Annotated in this window: 20 protein-coding genes; 9 read left to right on the top strand and 11 right to left on the bottom strand. The window is 61.0% G+C overall.

Going from position 1 to position 26,710, the window contains the following annotated elements:
* The 6 genes from gyrA to ribB form a co-directional block, all read right to left on the bottom strand.
* A partial coding sequence (gene gyrA / locus VIW95_RS14040) for a DNA gyrase subunit A (protein ID WP_331587580.1) occupies nucleotides 1-2,301 on the bottom strand: 2,301 nt, incomplete at its 3' end.
* A 50-nt stretch (nucleotides 2,302-2,351) separates the two neighbouring features.
* Entirely contained in the window at nucleotides 2,352-2,612 is a 261-nt protein-coding gene (locus VIW95_RS14035) for a hypothetical protein (protein WP_331587578.1), read from the bottom strand.
* A gap of 15 nt (nucleotides 2,613-2,627) precedes the next feature.
* On the bottom strand, nucleotides 2,628-5,039 hold the full coding sequence (gyrB, locus tag VIW95_RS14030) for a DNA topoisomerase (ATP-hydrolyzing) subunit B (RefSeq protein WP_331587576.1): 2,412 nt from the start codon (nucleotides 5,037-5,039) through the stop codon (nucleotides 2,628-2,630).
* A gap of 297 nt (nucleotides 5,040-5,336) precedes the next feature.
* A complete protein-coding gene (locus VIW95_RS14025; protein WP_331587574.1) occupies nucleotides 5,337-6,026 on the bottom strand; it encodes an iron-containing redox enzyme family protein in 690 nt (229 codons plus the stop codon).
* A 95-nt stretch (nucleotides 6,027-6,121) separates the two neighbouring features.
* Nucleotides 6,122-7,903 (bottom strand): protein-disulfide reductase DsbD family protein, encoded by a 1,782-nt coding sequence (locus tag VIW95_RS14020; RefSeq protein WP_331587572.1) that lies wholly within the window; start codon nucleotides 7,901-7,903, stop codon nucleotides 6,122-6,124.
* 56 nt (nucleotides 7,904-7,959) lie between these two features.
* Nucleotides 7,960-9,132 carry a 3,4-dihydroxy-2-butanone-4-phosphate synthase gene (gene ribB, locus VIW95_RS14015; protein ID WP_331587570.1) on the bottom strand — a complete coding sequence of 391 codons (1,173 nt, stop codon included), beginning with the start codon at nucleotides 9,130-9,132 and terminating at the stop codon, nucleotides 7,960-7,962.
* Nucleotides 9,133-9,217: 85 nt separating this feature from the next.
* On the opposite strand from ribB, the gene VIW95_RS14010 reads away from it, so the two are divergent.
* The gene (locus VIW95_RS14010) at nucleotides 9,218-9,976 is read left to right on the top strand and encodes a nucleotidyltransferase family protein (protein WP_331587568.1); all 759 of its coding nucleotides are present in this window, start codon (nucleotides 9,218-9,220) and stop codon (nucleotides 9,974-9,976) included.
* Nucleotides 9,946-11,355 (top strand): galactokinase, encoded by a 1,410-nt coding sequence (galK, locus tag VIW95_RS14005; protein WP_331587566.1) that lies wholly within the window; start codon nucleotides 9,946-9,948, stop codon nucleotides 11,353-11,355. Before VIW95_RS14010 ends, galK begins: the two co-directional genes overlap by 31 nt.
* On the opposite strand, the gene VIW95_RS14000 is transcribed toward galK, so the two are convergent.
* A complete protein-coding gene (locus tag VIW95_RS14000) occupies nucleotides 11,345-13,249 on the bottom strand; it encodes a glycoside hydrolase family 36 protein (protein WP_331587564.1) in 1,905 nt (634 codons plus the stop codon). The genes galK and VIW95_RS14000 overlap by 11 nt on opposite strands.
* Before the next feature lie 175 nt (nucleotides 13,250-13,424).
* Here VIW95_RS14000 and VIW95_RS13995 point away from each other — a divergent pair, with 175 nt between their 5' ends.
* From VIW95_RS13995 to VIW95_RS13970, 6 genes are all read left to right on the top strand, one after another.
* Nucleotides 13,425-14,765 carry an MFS transporter gene (locus VIW95_RS13995; RefSeq protein WP_331587582.1) on the top strand — a complete coding sequence of 447 codons (1,341 nt, stop codon included), beginning with the start codon at nucleotides 13,425-13,427 and terminating at the stop codon, nucleotides 14,763-14,765.
* Between the two features lie 100 nt (nucleotides 14,766-14,865).
* Nucleotides 14,866-16,290: an L-seryl-tRNA(Sec) selenium transferase gene (gene selA / locus VIW95_RS13990; RefSeq protein ID WP_331587562.1), complete on the top strand. Its 1,425-nt coding sequence runs from the start codon at nucleotides 14,866-14,868 to the stop codon at nucleotides 16,288-16,290.
* 38 nt (nucleotides 16,291-16,328) lie between these two features.
* Nucleotides 16,329-17,180, top strand: coding sequence for an LLM class F420-dependent oxidoreductase (locus tag VIW95_RS13985; protein ID WP_331587560.1), 852 nt, complete (start codon nucleotides 16,329-16,331; stop codon nucleotides 17,178-17,180).
* 61 nt (nucleotides 17,181-17,241) lie between these two features.
* On the top strand, nucleotides 17,242-18,750 hold the full coding sequence (locus tag VIW95_RS13980; RefSeq protein ID WP_331587558.1) for a BON domain-containing protein: 1,509 nt from the start codon (nucleotides 17,242-17,244) through the stop codon (nucleotides 18,748-18,750).
* Nucleotides 18,751-18,886: 136 nt separating this feature from the next.
* The gene (locus VIW95_RS13975) at nucleotides 18,887-19,219 is read left to right on the top strand and encodes an SCP2 sterol-binding domain-containing protein (protein ID WP_331587556.1); all 333 of its coding nucleotides are present in this window, start codon (nucleotides 18,887-18,889) and stop codon (nucleotides 19,217-19,219) included.
* A gap of 301 nt (nucleotides 19,220-19,520) precedes the next feature.
* Nucleotides 19,521-19,811 carry a hypothetical protein gene (locus tag VIW95_RS13970; protein ID WP_331587554.1) on the top strand — a complete coding sequence of 97 codons (291 nt, stop codon included), beginning with the start codon at nucleotides 19,521-19,523 and terminating at the stop codon, nucleotides 19,809-19,811.
* Between the two features lie 39 nt (nucleotides 19,812-19,850).
* Here VIW95_RS13970 and VIW95_RS13965 read toward each other — a convergent pair whose 3' ends face one another.
* Genes VIW95_RS13965 through VIW95_RS13955 form a run of 3 tightly spaced genes read right to left on the bottom strand, consistent with a single transcriptional unit; the run spans nucleotide 19,851 to nucleotide 23,614 of the window.
* On the bottom strand, nucleotides 19,851-21,101 hold the full coding sequence (locus VIW95_RS13965) for an ABC transporter permease (RefSeq protein ID WP_331587552.1): 1,251 nt from the start codon (nucleotides 21,099-21,101) through the stop codon (nucleotides 19,851-19,853).
* A gap of 19 nt (nucleotides 21,102-21,120) precedes the next feature.
* Entirely contained in the window at nucleotides 21,121-22,338 is a 1,218-nt protein-coding gene (locus VIW95_RS13960) for a CoA transferase (RefSeq protein WP_331587550.1), read from the bottom strand.
* A 16-nt stretch (nucleotides 22,339-22,354) separates the two neighbouring features.
* On the bottom strand, nucleotides 22,355-23,614 hold the full coding sequence (locus VIW95_RS13955; protein WP_331587548.1) for a CaiB/BaiF CoA-transferase family protein: 1,260 nt from the start codon (nucleotides 23,612-23,614) through the stop codon (nucleotides 22,355-22,357).
* Nucleotides 23,615-24,193: 579 nt separating this feature from the next.
* Between VIW95_RS13955 and VIW95_RS13950 the strand changes: the two genes are divergently transcribed.
* Nucleotides 24,194-25,609, top strand: coding sequence for a kelch repeat-containing protein (locus VIW95_RS13950; RefSeq protein WP_331587546.1), 1,416 nt, complete (start codon nucleotides 24,194-24,196; stop codon nucleotides 25,607-25,609).
* A gap of 55 nt (nucleotides 25,610-25,664) precedes the next feature.
* On the opposite strand, the gene VIW95_RS13945 is transcribed toward VIW95_RS13950, so the two are convergent.
* Nucleotides 25,665-26,480 (bottom strand): BadF/BadG/BcrA/BcrD ATPase family protein, encoded by an 816-nt coding sequence (locus tag VIW95_RS13945; protein WP_331587544.1) that lies wholly within the window; start codon nucleotides 26,478-26,480, stop codon nucleotides 25,665-25,667.
* Nucleotides 26,481-26,710 lie beyond the last annotated feature (230 nt).

Raw genomic sequence — 26,710 nt, 5'->3', positions numbered from 1 at the left:
CACCTTGCCAGTCTTCTCAGTCACGTTCATCGTGATGACGCCCTTGCCGCCTCGGTGCGTAAGCCTATAGTCCGACGCAGGCGTGCGCTTGCCGTAGCCGAGTTCCGAAACGGTGAGGAGGGTTTCGTCGTCGCGCACGGTAGACATCGATACGACTTCGTCCTCGATCAGGATGACGGTCTTGCCTTCCTTGACGGTCTGCGATTCGAGTTCCATGCCGACGACACCGCCGGTGGCGCGGCCCATCGGGCGCGCTTCCTCTTCCTTGAAGCGAATCGCCTGTCCTTCGCGCGTCGAGAGCACGATTTGCTGATTGCCGTCGGTGATTCGCACGTCGACGAGCGTGTCGCCGTCTTCGAGATTGATCGCGATAATTCCGGTCGAGCGAATATTTTCGTATTCGTCGAGCGAGGTCTTCTTCACGCGGCCGCGGCGAGTCGAGAAAAAAACGAACTTGCCGCCCGTATCGCGCGGCACCGGAATAAATGCTGATAGCGTTTCGTCATTGGCGAGGCTCAGCAAGTTGGCGATCGAGCGTCCCTTGGCGGCGCGGCCGCCCTCGGGCAGTTCGTAGGCCTTGAGCTCGTACACCTTGCCGGCGCTGGTGAAGAACAGCAGACGGTCGTGCGTCGAGACGCGCTCGAGATGCTCGACGAAATCCTCTTCGGTGGTAGTCGCGCCAATTTTGCCCCGCCCGCCGCGCTTTTGCGTCCGATAGAGCGAAAGCGGGGTGCGCTTGAGGTAGCCGCCGTGCGTGACCGAGACGAGGACATCTTCTTCGACGATCAGATCCTCAATCGAGAAGTCGCCCTCTGCCTCGATGATCTGCGTGCGGCGCGCGTCACCAAACTCCTCTTTGATTTCCGTGAGTTCGACGCGAATGAGTCGCAGCAACTCCTTTTCGTCGGCGAGGATTTTCTTCAACCCCTTGATAGTGTCCGTAGTCTCCTTGTGTTCCGCTTCGATCTTGTCGCGCTCCAATGAAGTCAGTCGCCGCAAGGTCATATCGAGGATGGCCTGGGCCTGTATTTGAGTCAGCGAGAACTGGCGCATCAGTCCGGTGCGCGCCGTCTCGGCGTCCTTCGATCCGCGAATCAACTTGATGACCGCGTCGAGATTCTTGAGCGCGATCATCAGTCCTTCGAGGACGTGCAGGCGCGCCTCAGCCTGCCTGAGCTCGTATCGTGTACGGCGTGTGAGCACGACCCGGCGATGCTCAATGAATGCGACCAGCGCCTCACGCAGATTCATTTCGCGCGGGCGCCCTTCGTGGATGCCCAGCATGATGAGGCCGAATCCCTGCTGCATCTGAGTGAGCTTGTATAGCTGATTGAGCACCACGCGGGGTTCGGCGTCGCGCTTGAGCTCGATCACGATCCGCATGCCGTCGCGATCGGACTCGTCGCGGATGTCGCTGATACCCTCGATGCGCTTGTCGTTGACCAGCTCGCCGATGCGGGTGATAAGACGGCCCTTGTACACCTGGTACGGAATCTCGCGGACGATGATCGACGCGCGGCTCGACCGTTTGTCTGTCTCAATCGCCGCGAGCGCGCGCATGACGAGAGTCCCGCGGCCGGACAGATAAGCCTGGCGAATCGCCTGACGTCCAAGCAACTGCCCTCCTGTCGGAAAATCCGGACCCGGAATAATATCGAGGATTTTTTCGAGACTAAGCTCGGGATCTTCGATCAACGCCAACAGCGCGGTGCAAACCTCGCCGAGATTGTGCGGCGGAATGTTGGTCGCCATCCCGACAGCGATGCCGTCGGAGCCATTGATGAGCAGATTTGGCACCTGGCCGGGAAAAATCTCGGGCTCCTGCTCGGAGCCATCAAAATTTGGCAGAAAGTCGACGGTGTCTTTGTCGATATCGGCGAGCAGACGCTCGGCCAGCCGGGTCAAGCGGACCTCTGTGTATCGCATCGCGGCCGGTTCGTCGGGATCGATCGACCCGAAATTGCCCTGACCATCGATCAGCGGGTAGCGCAGCGCGAACGGTTGAGCCATGCGGACGAGCGCGTCATAGACTGCGGTATCGCCGTGGGGATGGTATTTGCCGAGAACGTCGCCAACCACGCGAGCGGATTTCACGTGCTTGCGATTCGCGAGCAACCCGGCCTGGAACATCGCGTACAGAATTCGACGATGAACGGGTTTCAACCCGTCGCGAATCTGCGGCAGCGCTCGCCCGATATTTACCGACATTGCGTAGTCCACGTAGGACTGCCGCATGTCGTCTTCGATATTCATCAACGCGGGTTCGTTGCGCTGCGGTTCGTTGCCGTTGGTTTCAGCCATTTAACTTGAGGCTCCCGCGAATTCAGAACAATCGTGCATTGGAAATTTGACTAGCCACGCTGCTGGCGAAGCGCCGCCCACTGCTGGATCTTCTGCAAAAGTTTATCGCGATGGAATTCGCGTCGATGCGGCAACAGGTCGTATGCGAACGAGTCCTCGGGGTGCGCGATTCCTTCGAGTGCCAGCGACACGCAGAGGTTTTGTTCCGCATCGCGCGCGTCACGCTCGCACACGGCGCAATTCGTCACCATGATGCGGATCTCTTCGTGCAAAGTTCGCTCGATGCCATGTGACGTGTCCTGCTCGCGCATCAGAGTTGCGGCTCTTCAGATGTCGAGGTTGCGCACGTTGAGCGCGTTCTCTTCGATGAAGGCTCGGCGCGGCTCGACCTGGTCGCCCATCAGCTTGGTGAAAATCTCCTCGGCCGCTTCCAGCGATCCAATCTGCACCCGCAGCAGTGAACGAACTTCGGGATTCATGGTGGTGTCCCAGAGCTGCTCGGCGTTCATCTCTCCGAGCCCCTTGTAGCGTTGGATTTCGACTCCTTTTTGTCCCGCGGCCAGCACGGCCTCCGCCATCGCCTTGAGCGTGTCGACGGTGGATTCGCCTTCGCCAACCTTAAGCTTGAACGGCGCCTTGATCGCCTCGAGCTCCGGCCCCAGCCGACGAATCTCGCGAAGCTCGCCGGAGTGCAAAAACGCCAGATCGACTACCGTCGGCGGCGTAGTGCCATTCTGAGTGTGCGAGAAAACGGCCCGCCAGTTCGCGCCGTCGGGTTGCACCTGCACTGTCAGATTGTTCCGGTTGACGTGTTTGCGAATTGCCTCGGCCATCTGCTTCGCCGTTTTCTCGGACCCGAAACTATCGTCAGCGATGGTTTTATTGGAGGTGAGCTCGGCGAGCGCGGCGGCGATTGCGCGCTCTTTGGAGCGGCGCTCGAGCGACTCGTACATTCGCTCGAGATGCAGTGCTTTCCGGACCAGCGTCTTTAGCGTTGCGCCCTTGTATTCGCGCCCGTCTTTGCCCTTACCGGTCTCCAGGGCGAGCGCTTCGCAACCGAGGTCCGTCAGGTAGTCCTCGAGAATGTTCTCGTCCTTTACGTATCGTTCACTTCTGCCTTTCTTGACCCGGAAGAGTGGCGGCTGGGCAACGTACAGGTAGCCGTTCTCGATGATCTCGAGGAACTGGCGGAAGAAGAAGGTCAGCAGCAGCGTGCGAATGTGCGATCCGTCAACATCCGCGTCGGTCATAATTATTATCTTGTGATAGCGGAGTTTGGCGACATCCTTGTCTTTTTCAACACCCATCCCAAGCGCCGTTATCAGGATGCGCAGCGTCTCGGACGAGAGCATCTTGTCGATACGCGCGCGCTCGACATTCAATATTTTTCCGCGCAGCGGGAGGATTGCCTGCGTTTTGCGGTCGCGGCCCTCCTTTGCCGAGCCGCCCGCTGACGGTCCTTCGACGATAAACAATTCGGTCAGCGAGGGATCGCGCTCGGAGCAATCCGCCAGATTGCCGGGCAGTGACCCGGAATCGAGCACGCCTTTGCGCCGCACGAGCTCCTTGGCTTTGCGCGCGGCCTCGCGCGCGGTGGCCGCTTCGACCGCCCGCGCGACGATCTTTTTCGCCACCGGCGGCGTCTTCTCGAGGAACTCGCCGAGCTTCTCGTTGACCAGCCCCGAGACGATTCCTTCGACCTCGGAGTTGCCGAGCTTGGTCTTGGTCTGCCCTTCGAACTGTGGTTCCGGAATTTTTATGCTGACGATCGCGGCGAGGCCCTCGCGGGTGTCCTCGCCTTCGAGCCGCATGTCTTTATTTTTGAAAAGATTGTTCTTCGTCGCGTAGTTGTTGATCGTTCGGGTCAGCGCGCCCTTGAGTCCCGACAGATGGGTTCCGCCCTCGGCGGTATGAATGTTGTTGGCGTAGGTGAAAATCACCTCATGGATCGCGTCGGTCCATTGCAGCGCAACCTCGACGTCGACGCCCTCGCGCACGCCCTTGAAGAAAATCACGTCGTGAAGCGCTTCGCTGCTCTTGCTCAGCGTCGCGACGTACTCTGCAATTCCGCCCTCGAAGTGAAACTCTTCGGCCTTGTTGATTCGCTCGTCGCGCAGCCTGATTCGCAGCCCCGCGTTGAGGTAGGCCATCTCGCGAAGGTACTGCGCAATTATTTCGTATTTGAACTTCACCTCGGGAAAAATCTTCGAGTCGGGCGTAAACGTGGTCTTGGTGCCCTTGCTGTTGGTCTTGCCCCGCTCCTCGACTTTGGTCTTCGGAATCCCCCGCTCGTAGCGCTGAAAATAAATCTTGCTGTTCTTATGAACTTCGACTTCGAACTCGTCGCTCAGGGCGTTGACCACCGACGCGCCCACGCCGTGCAATCCGCCTGAAACTTTGTACGCGCTCTTTTCGAACTTGCCGCCGGCGTGCAACACAGTATGCACGACTTCGAGCGCCGATCGCTTTTCCGTCGGATGCATGTCGACCGGGATTCCGCGGCCATTGTCCTCGACCGAAATCCGATCGTCGCTCAAAACTACGATGTTGATTTCGGTGCAGTGGCCGGCTAGCGCCTCGTCAACCGAGTTGTCCACGATCTCGGTAACGAGATGATGCAATCCCCGCTCGGCGGTGTCGCCGATGTACATCCCGGGTCGTTTGCGAACCGCTTCGAGTCCCTCGAGAACCTTGATGGACTCGGCGCCATAGCCGTCAGACGATTCTTTGTTTGCCATAGAAGAGAACGAGCGATGAACTTACCTTTCCGCCACACCACCGCCTGTCAGAATTGTATTCGTCCAAGGCAATAAAGTAAAGGAACAAAGTGTGGTTGGGCCAACTTATCAAACACTATTTGAGAAGCTGGCCTGTGGATAGAAAAGCGGCCAATCAGTGGGCAGTTTCCAGCATCAACGTTCTCGACTTTATCCGCCTTTTTTCAAATCGTTACTGTGCTGATAACAGAACGTCATTTTGCGAAATCAAATACTCACAGATTAACTCTGAAAGAGGTCGCAACCGAATCGGAAATCCTATTCGCAGGCGCGCTGAATTCCGTCGAAGAATTGCCACCACATGTCAAGCGAGCGCTCGACCGCGGCCCATACTTTCGCGCGCTCCACTTCGCTCATCGGCGTGTGACTTAGAATGTTGTCGCCGACGTCGCTGTGATCGCGGTCGGCGATCTCATGCACGTCGAAAAACGAGACCTGCTCGCGCGAGAGCCCGTAATGCTTTTCGAGCGCACGCGCGAACGGCGCGAAGTTACCCGGCACCTGGCCCTCTGCCGCGAGATTGATTGCACCGATTCCCTCCGCGAACGAACGGTCCTTGGTCGAGAGCTCGAACCAGTCGATCAGCGCCGCAGTCGAGGGCAGCGCCTTGCCGTGGATCATGTCGTCGCGGCTCAGACCAAGCCCGAGTCCAAGCCGAATGAACAATTCGGGATGCGGCGCGCTGCCGGAAATCTTGCCGGTCTCCTCTTCGTACAGGCTCTCAGCCAGTTTCACGCGCTCCTCGGCATTGACGCATCGCGAATGCAGCGCGCTCAGCGCCCGCGGGAATTCACGCACCTGTAGAAAGAACTGAACTGCGAAGTTGCACAAGCCGGTCTGCGAGACTTTTCCCTCGGCGATTCGATGCCAGATCGGATGCCGACCGAAAGAGCGCCGCTCTTTGACCATCGCGAAAATCTCGCGCACGAAGCCGTCATTCGCAGCCATGGCTAAACCTCATACCCGCGAATGTACGAAAGCGCGCACGTAATGTGAAGCGAAGCGCGTCGTGGGAATTGTAGCGGGGCGCGCAGCCCCGCCTCTTAATCGACCTGGCGCAGATCGGTCAGCATCTCCTGCGGCCCGATGTAACCGACTTTGCGCTGCGCCACTTTGCCGGCCGAATCGATCAGCATCGTCGTCGGCACCCCCTGGATGTCGTATTTGCTAGTCAGCTCCGCAGTCTTCTTGTTCTGCGCCGTCAGGTTCGCCCTCATCCGTACGAAGCGCTTCGCCTCGGTGACTACGGACGGATCGATAAAGGTCGAATGCTCCATCTCGCGGCATGGGATACACCAGTCGGCGCTGAAATCGATCAGAACGGGCTTGCGCGCTTCGGTGGCCGATGCGAGCAGTTCGGGGTTGAAAGGCACGAAGCGAAGTTTTTCCGGCGCTTGTCGTGGATAGAGCATGAATACGAGTGCCGCCATCGCGATGACTCCGATCAGCGATCTCATAACCAGGAAAGGACGCCAGCCTCGGCCCTCGCGAGAAATGAAGCCGAGATAAATCCCCACGCCAACCGCGTAGTACGGAAGGATTCTCGTCATCAGGTTGTTCGGCACGACGGGATCGAGAAAGTAGAGCGCGAGTCCCACCAGTACGAAGCCGAAAAGATGCTCGACCCACGCAAGCCATTCGCCTGACCGCGGCAGGCGGCGGATATGCCCGGCCGCCATCGCGAGCCCGATGTACGGCAAGCCAAGTCCGAGCGCCAGTGTGAAGAATAGCGCGAAGCCGAACAGCGCGCTCCCACTTCGCTCGACCATCAGCAGCAAGCCGAGCACGATCGGCCCGATGCATGGCGCCGCGACGACGCCCATCCCGAGGCCCATCAGCAGTGCGCCCGCATATCCCGGGTGTGCGGCGCCCGCGCGCTGCAGCATCCAGTTCGGCGGCTGCAAAACGAACAAGCCGAAGCTCGACGCGGCCAGCGTCAGCAGTACTATCGAGAGCGCGACCAGGACGAACGAATTCTGCATCGCGGCGCCGAACAGTCCGCCCGACATCGCGACCGCTACTCCCACCGACGAGAACATCAGCGCGATTCCGAGCACGAAAACCATCGCCAGGTACATCACCCGTCGATGGCCACCGCCCTGGTTTCCAAAGTACGCGATCGTTACGCCGATCAGCGGATAGACGCACGGCGTCAGATTGAGTGCGAGTCCGCCAAGAAATACTGCGAGGAAGCCCAAGAACCATCCATGGTTGTTAAAGATGCGCGCGATCGCGCCGCCGGGATCATCGCCGCCGCCGCTCTTTTCTCCGCTTGTAGAGGTCCCCTGGATTGCGCCCGCTGCCGCTCCTGGAGCCGCCAGCGCGACCGTTGTACTGACTGACGCCGGTCGCAGGCATTCGTTGTTATTGCAGCCCTGGTAATCAATCGTCACCGTCAGGGCGTCGCCTGGCTTCGGCGCGAAGGTCGCATCCGCCTTGAGCGGCACCTCGAAGTTGATATCGCCGCCGAACACCGAAATCTTGTCGCCGCCGGCTGCGACGTCAAGCTTCATCGTCTCCGCAGCCGGATACTTGATTGCGCCCGGCGTTACGCTGACCGGGGCGCCTATCTCGAGCTTGGTTGGAATGTAATCTTCGCTGAACGGCTTGTCCGAATTTATGTGCCAATCCGGAATCACCGTGGCGGCGATCTTGAGCGTGCTCGATCCGCCGGCCCTCAGCGGAGGATCGATTGTAGCCGAATTGATTTTTACGAGTTCATTCGCTTTTACGGCATGCGCCGCCGGCACCGCGAGCAACGATACGGCAAGAAAAACTCCAGCTAGTATTGCGCCGTGTAAAATCGATCGGAAATTGCGCGTCATGATTTACCGAAAACTAAACCACGCGACCCGTGCCTCGGTTCCTGAGCAGCGTGCATCTATTTCGCGGCGCCGGTCTGCTTGCCGTTGGTCGAAAGCGGGACCGAGCCCACGATTTCCAATCCATATCCCGGCAGATTCGCCAGCCGCGGCGTCGCGTCCGACATGATGATCATTTTGCGCACGCCGACGTCGCGCAGAATCTGCGCGCCGATTCCGTAATCGCGGAAATCAGCCTCCGGCGTATTGGCCCGCGTAGTCGCGCGGCGCGCCGGATGACCGCCATCGAAATCCGACGCCAGCGCGTTCGATTCGCGCTTCAGGTACAGCAGCACGCCTTCGCCCGCCGCCGAGATTCGTTCCATCGCGGAACGCAGCAGGTTACGCGTGTTGCGCACCGAGTAGCCGAACACGTCGCCCGGCAGGTACTCGCGATGCGCCCGCACGAGTATCGGCTTCTTCGGATCGACCTTGCCCATCACCAGCACCAGGTGCTCCGTGTAATCGACCAGGTTGCGATAGACGATCGCGCTGAACTCGCCGAATGCGGTCGGCAGCTTCGCCTCCGCGATCCGCTGGACCATCGTCTCGTTGCGCAGCCGGTACTCGATGATGTCCGCGACCGTGACAATCTTGAGTCCGTGCACTTTCGCGAACTCGACCAGGTCGTCGCGTCGCGCCATCGTGCCGTCTTCCTTCAGAATCTCGCAGATGACGCCGGCCGGCTTCAGCCCCGCCAGCCGCGCGAGATCGACGGCGCCCTCGGTTTGCCCGGTCCGCACCAGTACGCCGCCGTCGCGTGCGCGCAGCGGATAGACGTAGCCGGGTGTGATGAACTCGGCGCCGCTGGCGTCTTCGCGCACCGCTTGCAGAATCGTAGTCGAGCGATCCTGCGCCGAGATTCCCGACCCCGCCGCGCGCCGCGCAGTGATCGCTGTCGTGAACGCCGTCCCCAGCGGCGCCTGATTGTCGCCAATCATCATGCTGAGCCCGAGCCGATCGATTCGCTCCGCCGACATCGGCAGGCAAATCAGCCCGCGCCCGAACCTGGCCATGAAGTTGACCGCCTCGGGGGTGGCCTTTTCGGCCGCCATGCACAAGTCGCCTTCGTTCTCGCGCTGCTCGTCATCCATCAGGATGATCATATGGCCGCGGCGCGTTTCCTCGAGCGCTTCCTCGATCGAAATGAACGGCGCGCGCGCTTTCTTGCGGGGGCTTATCTCACCAAACATTTTACGGCTCTCGCTAATCTCTTACTCAACTATATACCGCCAGCCAAGCACCCTCGAACGCCCGCCAGATGCTATCTTGGGGCGCGTGGCGACCGAAATCTCTACGGCAGTTTTGCTGGCGGCGGGCCGCGGCAAACGCCTGGGCGTGCTTACCGCGGATACGCCGAAGCCAATCCTCGATATCGCCGGTTCACCGCTTATTTCGCACATAGTTGACGTACTTATGGCGGCGGGGTTGACGAATTTCATCGTCGTGACCGGCTACCTGTACCAGCAAATCGAAGGATGGGCGAAAACCTACCAGCGCTCAAATCCGGAAATCAAAATCGCCACTGTCAGGCAGCCGGAACTGAATGGGACTGGTGGCGCGATGCTCGCGGCGAGGGAACATCTCGCCGGCCAGCCGCGCTTCGTCTTCGGATGGGGCGACATCCTGATGGACCGCGCGAACTATCCGCGCTTCATCCACCACGCGCGCAATGACGAGTACGATTTGATGCTGGCGGTGAATCGCGTCAAGGATCCGTTTCGTGGCGCCGCCGTTTACGTGACACCGCACATGATGGTCGAACGACTCGACGAAAAACCGGCGGCGGGAACCGCCAAGACCGAATGGAACAACGCGGGACTGTTCGCCACCGGCCAGATAATTTTCGACTACCTCGCGCGGCTTACGCCGTCGTCGCGCGGCGAGCTCGAACTACCGGGAGCAATCTCGCAAATGATCGCCGACGGCCGCGTCGTGCGCGCGGTTGACATGCGCGGATTCTGGAGCGACGTCGGTACCCCACAAGATCTCGAGGCGGCACGCGCGTGGTTCAAGCCGAAAAGGAAGCGGCGATGACTCTGCCGGACGGATGGGATTCAGAAGAGTTAGCGCGCGCCGAACTGCTGGTCGATCGAATGTATGCGGGCGCCGACGCGCGAATCGTCGCGTGTCGCGCGCCCGGCCGCGTCAATCTGATCGGTGAGCATACCGATTACAGTGGACTGCCCGTCCTGCCAGTCGCGATCGATCGTTCCACAATTGTCGTCGCCGCCGCCAACACAACCGGCGAGATGGAAGTGTCGAACGCCGACCCCGCGTGGCCGTCGCGCCGTTTCGCAATCGAACGACAGATTCCGCCCTACGCAACCGGCGATTGGGCGAACTACGTGAAGGCCGCAATCCAGGGTGTGATCGATCGCTTTTCCGCGCGCGCCAACCTGCGCGGCGCGTCGATGATCGTCGATGGCCGCGTGCCGCCTGCTTCGGGACTTTCGTCATCCAGCGCGCTGACCGTCTCGACCGCGATCGCATTCATGGCGGTCAACCAACTCGAACTGGATCCGCTCGCAGCCGCGACGATGGTCGCGCGCAGCGAATGGTACGTCGGGACGCGCGGGGGTGGGATGGATCAGGCAGTTTCGATTCTCGGCCGCCGCGACCACGCGTTGTTCATCGAGTTCGACCCTCTACGCGTCCGCGCAATAAAGATGCCGGCGAAAGCGGCTCTCATCGTGGCAGATAGCCGGCAAGTCGCGGACAAGTCGGGAGCGGTGCGCGCGGAATACAATCGGCGCGTCGTCGAATGCGCGTTGGCGGCGCGAATTCTCGGCCGCGCGCTCAAGCTCGACGGCGTGAAAATCCTTGGTGACGTCATTCGCGCACTGCCGGAATGGAATGCGGCGGACCTCGTCGGGCAGTTGGCGGCATCGTCGCCGGCGTGCCTCGGCGCGGATCTGAAAGAGGCGGCGAACATCCTGGACGTTACCCAGTCAGAATTCGACGCCGAGTTGCTTGGTCAGGGATCGATCAGGAGCGCGCTAGATTCAAACCGGCCGCTGGAGGTTCTGAAACGCGCGCGACACGTCCTGGGAGAAACCGAGCGGGTGATTCGCGCGGCGGACGCACTCGAAGCGGGGCGCCTCGACGAAATGGGAACGTTGATGAACGCATCGCATCAGAGTCTCGCGGATGACTTCGAATGCAGCACCGAGCGGCTCGATGCGCTCGTGGAATGTGCGCGGCGCGGCGGCGCACTGGGCGCGCGGTTGACGGGGGCAGGCTTCGGCGGTTCGATTGTCGCGCTGTGCGACGCGGCGAGCGCCGACTCGGTGATTGAATCGATCGATCGCGGATACTACGCGAAGCAATATCCGGGCGCGGCGCCGAAAAGTTGGCGAGCGGTGTTGCACGCAGGCGCGGGCGCAAGCGTCATCGATATATCCGCTAACGCTTGAAGCGGAGGATGCGCGCGGAGTGCGGCGGCAGATCGATCGTATCGAAGATTTCGATTTTTTCGTCGAATGCGAGATCGAGTGCCGCGATTTCTCGGGCGTCCAGCTTCAGGTCGGAGGTTTGTACCCGCGCGGGTGAGTCGCCGCGGTTCAGGATCATCGCGATCGCGCCCACGGCGGTCTCAGTGATCAGGCCGCGGATGTCGCCGGTGGTCATCAGATCGAGCGCGAGGACCGGTTCGCTCGCTGCGTTGGAATCGATTTTCGTGCTGATCTCGGCGAGCGTGCGAAACAATTTTCCCGCCTCGGCGTCGAGCAAGCTCATATCATCAGAAATCAGGAGCATCCCGCCGCTGGCGACTATCGTTGCGGCCAGCGCCGCGCGTTCGTCGGCGGTGAGGCGGGTTTTGCGCGCGCGCAGCATCAGGCAGTCCGGATCGTTCAGCCACAAACGGCGGTGCATGAAGCTGCGCGCGATGATCGCGTCGAGCGCATAGATGGTGGACGGGTCCCCCGCTCCGGAAGCGGTCGAGCCCCAGAACGGCGAAACGTCGGGTCCGATGCGCATCCCGTCCACGACGCCGATCGCCTGGCCAAGCGGGCAGCCGCATCCGAGGATGAACGCGTCGTCGCCGGCGCCGGCGCGAATCCTCTCCAAGCCGTGCCGCAGCGTTTCGCCGCGCGTCAGATTTTGATCGTGCCGGCGGCCGGGCGCGGCGGCGGCATAGAGAAAATCGAGTTTCAAATAAGAGTAACCGAAGTCGTGGGTGAGCTTCGCGAACAGATGACGCAGATGCGCGCGGTATGCCGGATTGCTTGCGTCGAGCGCGTACGCGAACTTGTCGTCGCTCGTGGTCCAGTTGGGGTTGTGGCCGGCGCGAACGGGCTGGCCGGTCTCGGAGTGCATGATGAACCAGTCCGGATGATCGATCATGAGGCGCGAGTCGCGAGCGGCCAAAAACGGCGCGGTCCAGATGCCGGCTCTGAAGCCGGCGGCGCGAATCTCACCGGCGATTTTTTTGAGACCACCGGGAAATTTCGCGTTGGTGGTGTCCCAATCACCTAGCGCGGACTGAAAACCGTCGTCGAGCTGAATTACGTCGAGCGGAAACTCCGAGCGCATCGCCTCGAGCGACTTGAGGTTGGCGCGAAGCGCGTCCTCGGTGATCGCGTGAAAGTAGTGGTACCAGGAGCACCATCCGCGCTGGAACGGCGCATTCACGCGCGCGTTCATCCACCGCCCGGCCGCGTCAGCCCATCGCGCGGCCATCCGCGCGGCCGACTCATCTGCGGCGGCGATAAAGAGTGGATCCAGTTCACGATGTCCGCCCGGAGCCAAGGTTACATCGTCGAGGATTGCGCGGGCGACTACTCTTTCCGGACTCGAGATGGTGAGGGTCGAAAGTGAGGTGGCGGCGCCGATGAATCCGGCCAGTATCCGCTCCGCGGCCTGACTCTCGACGATCGTAAAAAGTTCAGAAGTCTGCGCCTCCGCGAATTCCGGCGGACGAGTCGTTTCGCTTTGATGATTGAGGCGCGTGATGAAGTTAGCGGTGTCGCGCGGATGAGTTTGCGACGCGGTTACATCGTAGCCGCTCGACGCGCTCCACGACTGATAGCCGTGTTTGAGAAATCGTGCTGGCGCCGCTGGATCAAAGCCCGTCCCGACTTCGAAGATCGCGGACCTGAGTCGAACCGTGTCGGTGCCGCGATTGACGACGCTCGCGCGGACGATCGTGCCGCCGAGCGCTTGTTCGAGATGCGCGGAAAGCGTGAGGCGGTCTCGGCTGGCGGTCGATTCGCGCGTGTCGGAAGGTGCATCGAGCGCGAGCGCAGATGGATTGCCGGCGGCGTCGAGGAAGCGGAGTTCGATTCGCGAGAGAAGTGCGCTGGTCACGTGGTGAAGGGTTGCAAAGAGATCGCATCGCGGCAAGGCACTCGATTGATCGAATTGCCTCTGGCAAAGTGAGGGAGTTCAGAAATTCGAGTGAGCGAGCGTTGCACCTCTCCCGGCGCGACGTTGTCGCGCCGACCTCTCCTCGGACAAGGAGCAGTTATTTTTCCGATTCGGAATCACCAGTTGGTGGAGAGAGAGACTCATCGATACTGTTCCTGAAATTGAGGCGGCTGAGGTTGATGAGGCGGGCGGGGACGTTCCTGCGCAGGATAGCTGGGGTGGCAGGCTGTCTGCGTTCCGCGCGCTGCGGCATCGTAATTTCAGGCTCTTCTTCGTCGGTCAGCTGATCTCGCTGATCGGTACCTGGATGCAATCGGTTGCGCAGGCGTGGCTGGTGCTGAAGCTCACCAACTCGTCGCTGATGCTCGGCGTCGTCGCGTTCGCGAGCTACATGCCGATAGTGCTGGTCGCGTTGTTCGCCGGTGTAGTGGTCGATCACGTCGATCGGCGACGCTTGATAATCGGCGCGCAGACCTTGTTGATGCTCAGCGCGTTCGTGCTTGGAGCGCTGACCTGGGGCGGCGTCGTCAAAGTCGAATATGTAATCGCCCTCGCGGCGCTCAATGGCTTTGTCAGCTCGTTCGACATGCCGGGGCGGCAGGCGTTCGTGGTCGAGATGGTCGGGCGCGAAGACCTGCCCAATGCGATCGCGATGAACTCGATGATCTTCAACGGCGCGCGGATGATCGGGCCAGCGATCGCCGGTCTGTCGATCGCGGTGATCGGCGTCACCGGCTGCTTCATGCTCAACGGCGTCAGCTATCTCGCCGTTATCTGGAGCCTGTTCGAAATGGAACTGCCGCGACGCGAGCGGCGCGAATTCGGCGCCACCATGATGCGACAGGTGCGGCTCGGCCTGGCCTACGTCTGGCGTCATCGCCCGACCCTGTGGCTGCTCGTGCTGGTCGCGATCAACATGGGAATCGGGATGCAGTACACGGTGCTGATTCCGCTGTTCGCGCGCGACTTGCTGCACGTCGGAGCGCACGGCTATGGCTTCCTGATGGCGGCGCAAGGGTTGGGCGCGGTGGCGAGCGCGATCGTGATGAATATGCGCTCGACGGCTCCCAGGGTGCTGCGGCAGAACCTGGTGCTCGGAATTTTTTGTATGGCGATCGCCGCCGCGGGCTTCGGCCTATCCAGATGGATGTGGCTTTCGCTGCTCACGCAGATGTTCGTCGGCGTCGGCCTGATGAACCACATGGTGACGACCAACACCCTGTTGCAGATGTTCGTCACCGACGAACTGCGCGGGCGCGTGATGAGTATCTACACTCTGTCGTTTATCGGCACCGCGCCGCTCGGCAGTCTTGCAGTCGGCTATATCGGGGAGCACTTCAGTCCGCGTACGGCGGTGCTGTTCTGCGCGGCGTTCTCATTGATGTGCGGCTTCATATTGTTGACCAAGCTGAAGTTGATCGCGCGTGCGCAGGAGGAAATCGAAGAATCCGGTTAATTGAGATTGAAACCCGCGACAGGAGAATTTACCGCTCCCTTCGGGAGAGGTAATCCGGCGGTTGCACTGAAGCGCGACAGTCTTTGATAATCTAGCCGCCGTGCCGAAACACTCCCGAAAAAATCGTGACGCCGATTCCAACGAGCGCGCGGAGTTGGTTCGCGCGGTTCCACCTATCGACGAATGTATCCGAGCGGCTGAGGCTCTTCCTGCTCTGGCCGGATTCAGCCGCAGCTACATCAAGGTGATGGTGCAGCGGGCGCAGACTGAGTTGCGGGCCTCGATTCTTGCGGGACGCGGCGAGAAGTCGCGCGATCGCACTGCGATGATCGACGCCGTCGCGCGCGGTGCCGCGCTCGCAGTTGCTGCCGATGAGCCGGTGCTCAGGCCGGTTGTCAATGCGACCGGAGTCGTGCTGCACACGAATCTTGGCCGCGCGATTTTGGCTGAGTCTGCGGTCGAGGCCGTCGTGATGGCGGCCCGGTCTGCCGTCAATCTGGAATACGATTTGGAGACCGGCGCGCGCGGCGACCGCGACACTATCGTCGAGGACGAGATCTGCGCGCTGACCGGGGCCGAGGCCGCGACCGTCGTGAACAACAACGCTGCGGCGGTCGTGCTTGCGATGAACTCGCTGGCTGAGGGGCGCGAGGTCATAGTATCGCGTGGCGAGATGATCGAGATTGGCGGCTCGTTTCGATTGCCCGACGTGATGGCCAAGAGCGGCGCGATCCTGCGCGAGGTCGGGACGACCAATCGGACGCATCCCGGGGATTATGCGGATGCGATCGGGCCGGATACTGCGCTGCTGCTGAAAGTACATCCGTCTAACTACCGCGTGGTCGGTTTCACCAGCGAAGTGACGCTTGAAGACCTGGTCGAAATCGGGCGCGAGCGCGGAATCGACGTGATGGAAGATCTCGGTGCGGGCGCACTGGTCGATCTGACGAAGTTCGGTATTGCGCGGGAGCCGATAGTGCGCGAGCGAATCGGGGCTGGCGCCGCTGTGGTCACATTCTCCGGCGACAAGCTGCTCGGCGGTCCGCAGGCCGGCGTGATAGTGGGTAGGCGCGCGGCAATCGATCGAATCAAGCGCAATCCGCTGAAGCGGGCCCTCCGATGCGACAAGCTGACGCTGGCGGCGCTCTCAGCGACGATGCGGCTCTATCTTCGCTCGCGCGATTTGCGGGATGAGCTGCCAACTCTTCGAATCCTGGGACGCAATGTGAGTGAGATTGCGGCTATTGCGCCACGCGCGCGGGAGATCGTGGCGGAGTGCCTGGCGGGCGGCTACATCGTCGAGATTGTCGATGCGGCTTCGCAGGTCGGCTCGGGCGCGATGCCGGTCGAAGAGTTGAAGTCGGTTGCGCTACGCGTGACGCATCCGGAGAAATCGGCCGCCGCGATCGCCGCGATGTTTCGGCGCGCGCGAATTATCGGACGGCTCGTGAACGATTCGTTCCATCTCGATTTGCGCACGATCGAGGATCCGGCAGTCTTCGCGGTGAAGCTGGAAACTGACTAGGATTGTGAAAATTTCCACGCACGGGAGGCGACTGAAAAGTGAAATTCGGGACATTTTTATATCAAACGTCGCCCAACAGTATCGCGGCGGTGGCTCGCAAAGCCGAGGAGAGCGGCTTCGAATCGCTTTGGATTCCCGAGCATATTATTTTGCCGGTAACCTACCGTTCGCCCTATCCGTATTCTTCTAGTGGAAGGATGGGCGCGCCGCCGGAGACGCCCCTGCACGATCCGCTGCTGGCGCTGGCTTATGTCGCCGGCGTCACGACGAAGATTCGGCTGGCGACAGGCGTCTTTGTGCTGCCGATTCGCAATGCGTTCACGACTGCCAAGGCGGTCGCCAGCCTCGACGTGCTCTCGGGCGGACGGTTTATCTTCGGCGTCGGGATCGGCTGGCTCGAAGAGGAGTTCGAAGGAGTTGGGATGAACTTCAAGGACCGCGCTCTTCGCACGCGCGAATATCTCGCCCTGATGAAGGAGCTGTGGACCAAGGACTCGCCGGAGTATCACGGCAAGACGGTTAGCGTCGAAGGATTCAAGTTCATGCCCAAGCCCGCGCAAAAACCGCATCCGCCGATCGTGTTCGGCGGCAACACCGAGCCGTCGCTCAAGCGGGCGGCGAAACTCGGCGATGGCTGGTACGGAATCGCGGAAGGTAACGACGAGATTGCAGCGACGATCAAGCGCTTGCGGGAGCATGAGCGCGCGGCCGAACGCACGGCGCCGCTGGAAATTACGGTGAGCAGGTTGCGCGAACAGTTAAAGCCCGGCGATATTGAAAAATTCGCGTCGATGGGGGTGTCGCGAATAATCATCGGGCCGGCCGCGACGACGAGAGAGCATCTTGTGGCGATGGAAAAATTTGGCGCCGAGGTGATCTCGCGGAATTAACTGGTGTATCGCAATTCGCGCCGATACGATCGAAACTTGCGCCTGAGGATTTCTGACAAACATGAAAAGGTGCCCCCGCTGCGATAAAACCTACCCCGACGCGGAAACTTTTTGCGAAGCTGACGGCACTGCGCTGGTCCAGGCCGGTCCTGCATTCGCCGAAAGCGCGGGCGGCAACGAGGGCCAGCAAATCGAGTGCCCGGTGTGCGGCGGCAAAGCTCAGCCGGGCGAGTTGATCTGCAACTTCTGCGGCGCGCGACTCGGAGTGGAATCGGCATCTGAGCCATACAAACCGTCGCCGTCGAGGCCGGTGACTCCCCCGCGGACTGCGACTGTGCGACGCGATCCATCGCCGTCGATGCGTATCACCGGCCGGATGCCAAATGACGACGGCGAGCAAAAAGGCCGCGGGATGTTCGGCGTCCTCGGGTACGTGATCGCGGCTATCGTAGCGCTGGGCGGCGGCGCATGGCTCGCGCTTCATCTCAGCAAGGGCGCAGAGGCGCCTGTGGCGGTAACCTCGCCTGCCGCAGCCGCGTCGGTGGCAGCGGCGGTGCCGACCGGTCCGTTAGTGGCGCTGGCGAATGCGATGGGTGTGCAGGTGACCGGAGAATCGGCGGCGGCGCCCGAGCGCAATCAGGAGACGGCGCGCAAGTTCTTCGAAGATCACAAGGACGCGTTGCTGGACAGCTATACTCATGCGCTTGCTGGTGACAGCACGTTGCGCGATGCGATGGTGGTCCGGGTGAGAGTACTTCCGAGCGGCAACGTGGACGCCGCCTCGGTGCGAACCTCGACCAATCCGAATCCCGCGTTCGACGCGGAAGTCGCGAAGGACGTTTCGTCGTGGAACTATCCGCCCTTCAACGGCAGCGAGGTCGAGATAGACTATCCGATTATTTTTACCAACGATCCCGCGAGCAGGGACGCGCTCGAGTCGCAACTAAGCACAAAGCTGGCCGCATCGAGTCCGACCGAACTGCCCGAATATACCAGCGCGCCTGCGGCGCCATCGGCGGCCGCGTCGGAAGCGGTGAGTGCCCCGACGCCGGCGTCAGCCGAGACCCCGCCGGTCGAGGCCGTCGCGCCTGCGCCCCCACCACCGCCGCCGCCACGACGCCATCACGCGCCGCCGCCGCCCAAGCCGCCGACACTTACTTTGCAGCAGCGCGTCATCCAGGTGCTGTCGTCGAATCCGCGAACGCGGCGGGTCAATTGTTACACCAGCGGCAGCACCGTGACGATTTTCGGCAAGGTGTTCGACAACGACGCCAGGCTGTACGCGGAAAAAGTTGTGCGCAACGTGCCGGGTGTCGGCAACGTGATCGATTCCCTGCAAACCGATACTGCCGATTGGACGGCGCGTCAGGCGGCGATCGCCTCGCAGCTTTACGCCGCCGGATTGACGACCGTGACGGTAAAGGTGATTGGCCACGATGCCTACCTCGACGGCACCGTCAAGAGCGAGGCGCAAAAGGAGCAGGCGGTGACGATCACGCAGAACGCGTCGCCGGTGCACGTGGCGGGTAACCTGATCAGAGTGGTCCCCGGTAACATGTTCGGATTCTGATTCGCGGGATAAGAGAAAAGTAGCTGAAGTGATTAAACCCGCGGGCCGTGTTACTATTGACACGCTTCAAGCCGAACGCTTATATGGCGGAAAGAGCGCGGGATTCGCGGCTCCGATCAGGAGGACTCAATTTTCCATGGCTGATGCAGCACCTACTACCCCAAAAGAAATCTTCGCCGCGATGCCCAGTCGCTTCAACAAAGATGCGGCGAAGGGTCTGAACGCGACCTACCAGTTCGATCTCTCGGGCGACAACGGCGGCAAGTGGAACGTCGTGATCAACAACGAAACCTGCACGGTCAATGAAGGACCGGCCGCCTCCCCGAGCATCACGATCTCGATGACCGCCCAGGACTACGTCGATATGACCACCGGCAAGCTGAACGGGCAGGTCGCTTTTATGAGCGGCAAGCTGCGAATCGCCGGCGACATGGGGCTCGCGCTACGGATGCAGAGTCTGTTTGCCTAACCAGTGAATCCAACTCAACAATGACTTGAACGCCGGTCGGGCGAAACAAACCCGGCCGGCGGAAAATCTGCCTGAAAGAATCCCACATACAAATCATCTCAAGCCGAAACGCGCCGATAAAACTTCTGATTCGGTACGCAGTCGAGACACAATCTTACCCACTGATTTAACGATTCGAGGCAGCCGCGAAAGCGAGCGCCGATTACTGTCAGTACATCAATTTCGAGATTGAAGTTCTGTTTCCATAAACAGTCCTAAGGATAAGGAGGACAAATCCACGTCACAGGAAGAGAGAACACAAATGAGTTCCGCGGAGTTTGAGGGCGACCTCAACAAGGAAAGCGGAGAATCGACCGAGAACGGCCAGGACAACGATTCGCTGGCCTCGAAACTGTCGAAGGAGCTCAGCAACTGGCGGCGCTCGCGCACTTCGTCGTCGCGGCCGCGGAATTCTGACGGACCGAGCCAGAACTTTTCGTCAGACCCGGCGCGCACGATCAAGGTTCGCGGTCATGAGACTTTGGTCGTACGCAAACCGAAGCTCGCCTCCAAGCCCCCCACCAATACAAATCGCACACCAGATAATCAGTAGTCAGTTCTTCGTCCGGGGATGTGGGGTGGTGCTGAGGAGTTAGGAGCGGAAGACTTCGACGGGCATTTCTCGCGATGCTTGCCGGGCCGGGTATATGGTCGCGAGCAGGCAGAGAAGCATCGAAGCTAGCGCGACCGCGGCGAAGTTCGACGGTGCGACGGCGATCGGCACCGTCGAGATGCCGTAAATTTCGCGCGGGATGTGAATGAACTGGTAACGCGCCATCGCGAAGCATCCGGCCGCGCCCAGGATCAGTCCGGCGGCCGTTCCCGCTGCGCCGACGATCAGACCCTTCATCACGAAAATGAGCCGCACGTCGCGTCGCGTCGCACCCATCGCGATCAGCACCGCGATGTCCTTGCGCTTTTCCATCACGACCATGATCAAAGTCGCGACGAGGTTGAACGCGGCGACGCCGATCAACATCACCAGCACCAGCGCATAGACACGCTTGAGCAGCGCGAAGCCTGCAGCAGCGGATTCGTTGAACTCGATCCAGTTGCGCACCCGATACGGATTCGGGAACAGCTTGCGCACCCCGTCGGTGACAGCGTCGGTCTGGTCGAGGTTGATAAGATGGATATCGACCCCGTCCACTTTGGCGACGCGGCCGAAGAAATCCTGCGCGTTCGTGAGATTCATGAAGACCATGTTGGTATCGATGAAGTTCATTCCCGAGTCGAAGATCGCGCCGATCACGAATTGTGCGCTCTTCGTCGCAAGCGATCCGTCGGGCGAAACAATCGGCGCGACCATCCGAACCGCGTCACCGGTCTTGGCCTTGAGTTTCTTCGCGAGGCTCACTCCTATGGCGAGACCGCCGGTTGTAACCGCTGGGCCCGCAGCGCCTGCCGGGATAGTGTAGCTTCGCGCGAGATCGTCGAGACCGCCGGCCGTCATGTAGCGGCCCCATTGCTCGCGCACGACGGGATTTCCAGGTTCGACGCCGCGCACGACGACGCCACCGATTCCGCGCCCGGAACTCAGCATCGCCTGACCGATAATGTACGATTCCGCGCCGTTGACGCCCGGCACCGTGGCAACTCTTTTCTCGATGTCGGCGTAGTTGTCGATCGAACCTTGCGAATTGAGTATCTGGACTTGCGGACTCAGGTTGAGCACGCGTTCCTTGATGCTCTGTTCATAGCCCCCCATTATCGACAGCGTCATCGTCAGCGCGGCGACGCCGATCATCACGCCGACCGCGGTAAAGATCGTCGTGATCGAGATGAATGCGTCTTTGCGGCGGGCGCGCAGATAGCGGAGCGCAATTTTGAGTTCGTATCGCACGATCACAAGCGAGCGGAACTCAGAATATCACGTTCTCTTTCTTTAATTGCTCGATCTCGTCAGCTCTGAGCGAGAGCATCCCGCGAAAAACTTCGTCGTTATCCTGGCCGAGTATCGGCGCGGCCGATCGCAGAGTGCCGGGCGTCCGGCTCATCCGATGCTCGAGTCCTTCGTACGGCGACGGCCCCATCTCCTTGTGCTCGAGCCAATGCCAGAAGCCGAACGCTTCGAGGTTGTCGTCCTGGTGAATGTCGACGCAGTTCTCCACCGGATACGCGGCAACTCCACCTGCCTGCAACTTCACGGTCAGCTCGTGCGCGTTGTGAGCGCGCGTGAGCGATTCAACGAACTCGTCGATTGCCGCGGCGTTCTCGATGCGCGCCGATGAGGTCGCGAAACGTGGGTCGGCGGAATTGGCGGCGAGCGCGTTGAGCATCGCGCGCCACTGCTCGTCGCTCGCCACGGCGATCGCGATCCATCGCTCGTTACCGTCCTCGTCGGCGCATCGGTAGGCCCCGTGCGGAGCGTAGCGCGCGGACGCATTGGCTTGCGGGCCAAGCACTCGTCCGGTTGCGTGGTAGTCGATCAACGCAGGCGCGAGATTCTGCATCGCGGCTTCATACTGCGACATGTCGATGTACTGGCCCTTGCCGGTCCGGCGCCGATAGTCGAGCGCCGCGAGCAGCGCGAAGGCGGAAAAGCGCGGCGCGATGAAATCGGTGTAGGCGCCGTATGGCGGCGCGCATGAGCCGGGTCCGTAGCCCGAAATGTAGTAGAAGCCCGACAGCGCGGCCATCAACTGGCCGAAGCCGGGATACAGCGCGTTCGGCCCGGTCTGCCCCTGCATGCAGGTCGAGAGCATGATGAGGTCGGGGCGCAGCTCGCGCAGATTTTCGTAATCGAGTCCCCAGTTGCGCATCGCCTTCGGCGTGAAACTTTCGACGATGATATCGGCCCACGGCACCAGGCGTTTGGCGAGATCGCGTGCTTTGGGCTTGCTCAAGTCGAGCGTGATTCCCTTTTTCGAGCTGTTGAAGCTGGCGAAGAACTGGCTGCGGTTGATGCCGGGCGTCGCATCTTTCCACGGCGGGCCGATGCGCAGCACGTCGAGGCGCGCGGCGGACTCGACCCGAATCACCTCGGCGCCGTTGTCGGCGAAATACTTGGTCGTAATAGGCCCAACCCCGACCCAGGCGAAATCGAGAATGTGAACTCCTTCAAGCGCGAAACGACTCATCTCGAATGTCTCCTGGCTAAATCGAGCCCGCGGCTCGGAGCTTGTTCAATCGCTCGGGCGTGAGGCCGAGCAGACTGCGGTAAATCTCGTCGGTGTGCTCGCCGATTCGCGGCGCGCGCGTAGTTGCCCCGATCGGCGTCGCGGACATTTTCGCGAATGGTCCGGGAAATGTGAGCGTGCGCCCGATGGTGTCGTGGGGCACCGCGGTCCAGAAGTCGCGCGCCTTGAGTTGCTCGTCGGCGGCGACGTCGGCGACGTTAGCGACCGGAGCGAGAAAGATCCGGCGCTTGAGTCCCTGCGCGTAGATCTCGTGCTTGGTCATCGTCAGCAGGAAGCGTTGAATCGTCGTTTCGAGGTCGTCGATCTCCTTGTAATCCTGCTCGGTCATTTTCATGAAGACCCCGGGTACCCACGAAACCCAATCCTTGGTGCGCATCCAGTCGGATCCGAATCCACTCTCGCCCATCCACTCGATCAGCGCTTTGGTCGAATTGCCGACGGTGGTGCCGCCCGCGATCAGAGTCGAGATGTGGCCGTCCCTGCACTCGTACACCATCTTGCGCCGCGCGTCGGTCGATCCGACGAAAATCCCGGTGCGCGAGAGATGGTTGCCGTGCAGAAACGGCATCGCCTGCTCGTTCATCAGCGTCCACACGATGCAGGCTTGCATATTCACGACGATGCGCTGGCCGAGCCCGTCGATCTGGCGCGGGTAATGCGCGAGCATCATCGCGACCGCCGCCTCGCCGCCCGCGTGCAATCCCGCTTGCGGCAGGCTCATCTGCAGCGGCGGCTTGTGCTCCTCGCCCATCAGGTACATCATGCCGCCGGCCGCCCACGTGATGATGTCGGCCCAGTTGTAATCCTTGCCCGGACCGGTGTCGCCGAACGGTGTGATCGACGCATAGATGAGCCGCGGGTTTTTCTTCGCGAGCACGTCGTAGCCGAGGCCGATCGAATCGAGATAGCCGAGCGGATACGATTCAACCAGAAAATCCGACTTCGCCGCGAGCTCGGCGACGAGTGCGCGCCCCTCGTCAGTCGCAAGTTTCGCGGTCACGGATTTTTTCCCCGCGTGATACGCAATCGAATAAAGGCAGTGCTCGGGATCGGCTTTGTCTTCGAGATATGGCGCGATGCGCCGCGTCGAGCATCCCGCGGGCGGCTCGACCTTGATAACTTCGGCGCCAAGATCGGCGAACATCTTGCCGCACAACGCGCCCTTCTCGTCGGTCAGATCGAGCAGGCGAAATCCTTTGAGCAACTCTGATGGCATTAGTGAAAAACCTCGCGAATCCGCGCCCCTGAATCTCGAAATTTTATATCCTACCGGGCCAAAGTTGTAACTGCGCGACGAGCTCGAGCACTTGGTCGCAGAGCAGGCACGTGCATTTCATACCACCTGTTGTGGTTTTGGACGGCTTCTCTACCAAGGGTAGTTTTCTTCCGTCAAAAGTTGTTTTCGTAAGAGGCGGGCGCCGCCCGATTTGGGATAGGAGATCGGCGAGCGAGCGGCATCCTGACTGATAGTCCATAGCGTTAGATATATCAGTGAAAATCGGCCGGCATCAGGCTGAACAGTTCATCCCTGAACTCGCGGGAGTTGGTCTTCCTTGTTCGAGACCAGTCCCCCTTCCTTCGACAGGGTGTTGAAAAATTGTGAGGTGCGATGGGTATTGTTTCGACCGACTCCACGAAGCCGTGGTCGCTGCCCATGGGCATCCATACCTGAGAGTTCGGGCGATCCAGGTGCGGCGAGTTAGACTTATTATTGCGACTGTCACATTGTTTATTCGGTTCTAGAATGAGTCTATTGTGCACTGCGGGCGCTAGTCGCGCTCCGGGAGAAACAGAATTGACGAACAATCGGCGGCGGTTCTGGATCTGGCTGGGTTTGATGGTTGCGGCAGTGCCTGTCATGGCCGCGTTGATCGCCGGTCATGTCCTGGCGGTTTCGATCATGGTCTCGCCTGATACTCCCGCGCTGATGCCCGATGATGACGAACTGACGTTGGCCGCAAAGGTGACGCTGCCGGCGTCTGGTGACGTTCTGATCGCCGGCGGCATGGGCTCCGGCAAGAAAACGATGAAGACGCTTGCCAGCTCCGAGTTCTACGATCCCGTCAAAGGCGCTTTTTCCCAGACCGGCGCCTTGCCCGCCACCGCCGCAATCTCGGGTGCGACGGCGCTATCTTCATCGCCGGGCGCGAAGGTGGTGGCATTCGGCGGCATCAGCGGAAAGGGCAAGGCGTCCGTGGCATTGCTCTCATTCAGCGGCACGGTACTGTCTGGCGCCGAGCTTTACGATCCGTCGGTCGGGAGTTGGACGGCAACTGCCAACTCATTGTCGGTGCCGCGAGCGGGAGCCACCGCCACGCTGCTTGGGTCGGGAAATGTGTTGATCGCGGGCGGCTTCAACGCAAGCGAGGTCGCGCTCAACACCGCGGAGATCTTCAATCCCACCGCTGGTACGTTCACGGCAACCGACAACAACATGACCGACCCGCGGGCGCATCATACTGCCACGCTGCTTTCAAACGGCAAAGTTCTGCTCGTAAGCGGTTTGACCGACAATAACGGTACACTCTCCCAAACCGCCGACATCTTCGATCCTTCGGCCGGAACCCATGGCGTATTCACCGAAAGCGCCGGCTTTCCGGCGGTCGGCGCCGCCGCGGCGGCAGTTCTGTTCCCAAGCGGACCGCGCGCCAACGAGGTGTTGATCACAGGTGGGGACGGCTGCGGAATCAATTTCGTGTGCAGCAGCCAAACAGCCCAGATCTACGACCCGGTAGCCGACTCGTTTTCGGTTGTGGGATCGATGACTGAGTTTCGCCTGACGCACACCGCAACCCTGATCAGGGGATCCGGGAGTTCCGACGATGGCAAGGTTCTGGTTGCCGGCGGGGTCAACGTCGAGGCGAGTCTTAGCGCGGGTACGGTGCCGGGCGCCGCGGCGTTTACGACCATCAGCAAGTCGGCCGAGCTGTTCGATCCGGTTTCAGAGACGTTCACCTGCATCGGCGGAGCTGCCAAGTCGGGCGGATGCAATCCGTCGATGAAGACGTCGCGCGCGGGCCATACTGCAACCCTGCTCAACAACGGCACCGTTCTGATTGCGGGCGGATTCGCCGGCTACGGACGGCCCGGTCTGCAGATGGGAGCGGCGACCAAAGAGGCGGAGATCTTCACTCCCACAACCAATACCTTCAAGAAGACCAAATCGATGCACTTCGCGCGCGGCGGACAAACCGCCTTGCTGCTTCCATAGACGAGGGAATGGTTAGGGGTTAGGTTGCTGCGACAGTTGCAAGCAGAGAGGCTCGCTACTTCTGCTGACGGGCGTGACGCGCGGCGCCGATCGCAGTCGCAAAGTCGGCGTGCTCGGGGATAAGAAACCGGCGGCCGAATGGAAAACTAAGTCGCTTCATCTCCTGCATGAATCGGAACAGGCGCGACAGCTTGCCGGTCAGCACGATGTTTTCCTGCCCGCAGGCGCGCGCGCTCGCAAGCGCCAGCACGCCGATCGATTCGGTGATCATGTTCATGATGGCGAGCGCTTTGTCCTCGGGCGTCGCGTCGGCGCTTACCTTGCCGAAGTTTGCCGCCGTGGTGCCGGGCGGCAGATCGCCGATCGATCCGCCGGCGATGTCGCGAACGCTGAGATCGATTCGTCGCAGATCGCCCTTGCGCGCGAGTTTTTCGAGACGCTCGATCGTCGAGACGCCGAGCATGTGCTTGGCGAGTCCGAGCAGCGTGCCGCCGCCGACTCCCGTGCCGCTGAAGTGCGCGATCTTGTCGCCGGTGACAGACACGATTGCGGTGCCGGTGCCGAGCGAGACCACCAGCGCCCGGTCCAGGCTGGCCAGCGAAGTGCCGCCGATTCCGATCGCGGTGAATTCGTTGACCTTGACAACTGGCCTGCCGAGCAAGGATTTCGTGAGCACGCGCGAGCCCGCGCCGGTGGCCGCTACGCATTCGACGTCTTCGAGTTTGATGCCGAAGTCGGCGACGAGTTTGCCCAGCGCTCCCGCTGCCGCGGCGACCGGGTCGTTAGCCTCGATCGTTACGACGTGTACGCCACCATTTTCGAGGATGACGGCGTCGGTGGTCGAGCCGCCGATATCGATGCCAACGATCATAGGTGGTGCCGGCTCCTGTCCAGCCCGTCCATGAAGCTAGATCAGCCGGAGCCACCTGCGCAACGACACGATATCGCGACGATCGGATACGCTGCAGAACCCTCACCCAGCGGGCCGCAAGCTCCTGGCCTTCTTTCCCGTTGAGTAACGGGTTGACGTTGCCCATAGCGGACGCGGCTGCGCCTTGTCCCCAGAATTGCCGCGATCCAGAATGGCGGTAAATACCATCT

The sequence above is a fragment of the Binatus sp. (SeqCode) genome (assembly GCF_036522015.1).
Lineage (GTDB): Bacteria > Desulfobacterota > Binatia > Binatales > Binataceae > Binatus.
Note: the sequence above shows the minus strand (reverse complement) of the source record. Positions and strands in the feature narration are given on the sequence as shown.

What these genes read in the sequence shown, in the direction of transcription:
- VIW95_RS13975 (WP_331587556.1), top strand. Translation starts at nt 18,887, where the DNA reads ATGGCTGATGCAGCACCTACTACCCCAAAAGAAATCTTCGCCGCGATG.
- VIW95_RS13955 (WP_331587548.1), bottom strand. Translation starts at nt 23,614, where the DNA reads ATGCCATCAGAGTTGCTCAAAGGATTTCGCCTGCTCGATCTGACCGAC.
- ribB (WP_331587570.1), bottom strand. Translation starts at nt 9,132, where the DNA reads ATGTTTGGTGAGATAAGCCCCCGCAAGAAAGCGCGCGCGCCGTTCATT.
- VIW95_RS13960 (WP_331587550.1), bottom strand. Translation starts at nt 22,338, where the DNA reads ATGAGTCGTTTCGCGCTTGAAGGAGTTCACATTCTCGATTTCGCCTGG.
- gyrB (WP_331587576.1), bottom strand. Translation starts at nt 5,039, where the DNA reads ATGGCAAACAAAGAATCGTCTGACGGCTATGGCGCCGAGTCCATCAAG.
- VIW95_RS14025 (WP_331587574.1), bottom strand. Translation starts at nt 6,026, where the DNA reads ATGGCTGCGAATGACGGCTTCGTGCGCGAGATTTTCGCGATGGTCAAA.
- VIW95_RS13970 (WP_331587554.1), top strand. Translation starts at nt 19,521, where the DNA reads ATGAGTTCCGCGGAGTTTGAGGGCGACCTCAACAAGGAAAGCGGAGAA.
- VIW95_RS14035 (WP_331587578.1), bottom strand. Translation starts at nt 2,612, where the DNA reads ATGCGCGAGCAGGACACGTCACATGGCATCGAGCGAACTTTGCACGAA.
- VIW95_RS13945 (WP_331587544.1), bottom strand. Translation starts at nt 26,480, where the DNA reads ATGATCGTTGGCATCGATATCGGCGGCTCGACCACCGACGCCGTCATC.
- VIW95_RS13980 (WP_331587558.1), top strand. Translation starts at nt 17,242, where the DNA reads ATGAAAAGGTGCCCCCGCTGCGATAAAACCTACCCCGACGCGGAAACT.
- VIW95_RS14020 (WP_331587572.1), bottom strand. Translation starts at nt 7,903, where the DNA reads ATGACGCGCAATTTCCGATCGATTTTACACGGCGCAATACTAGCTGGA.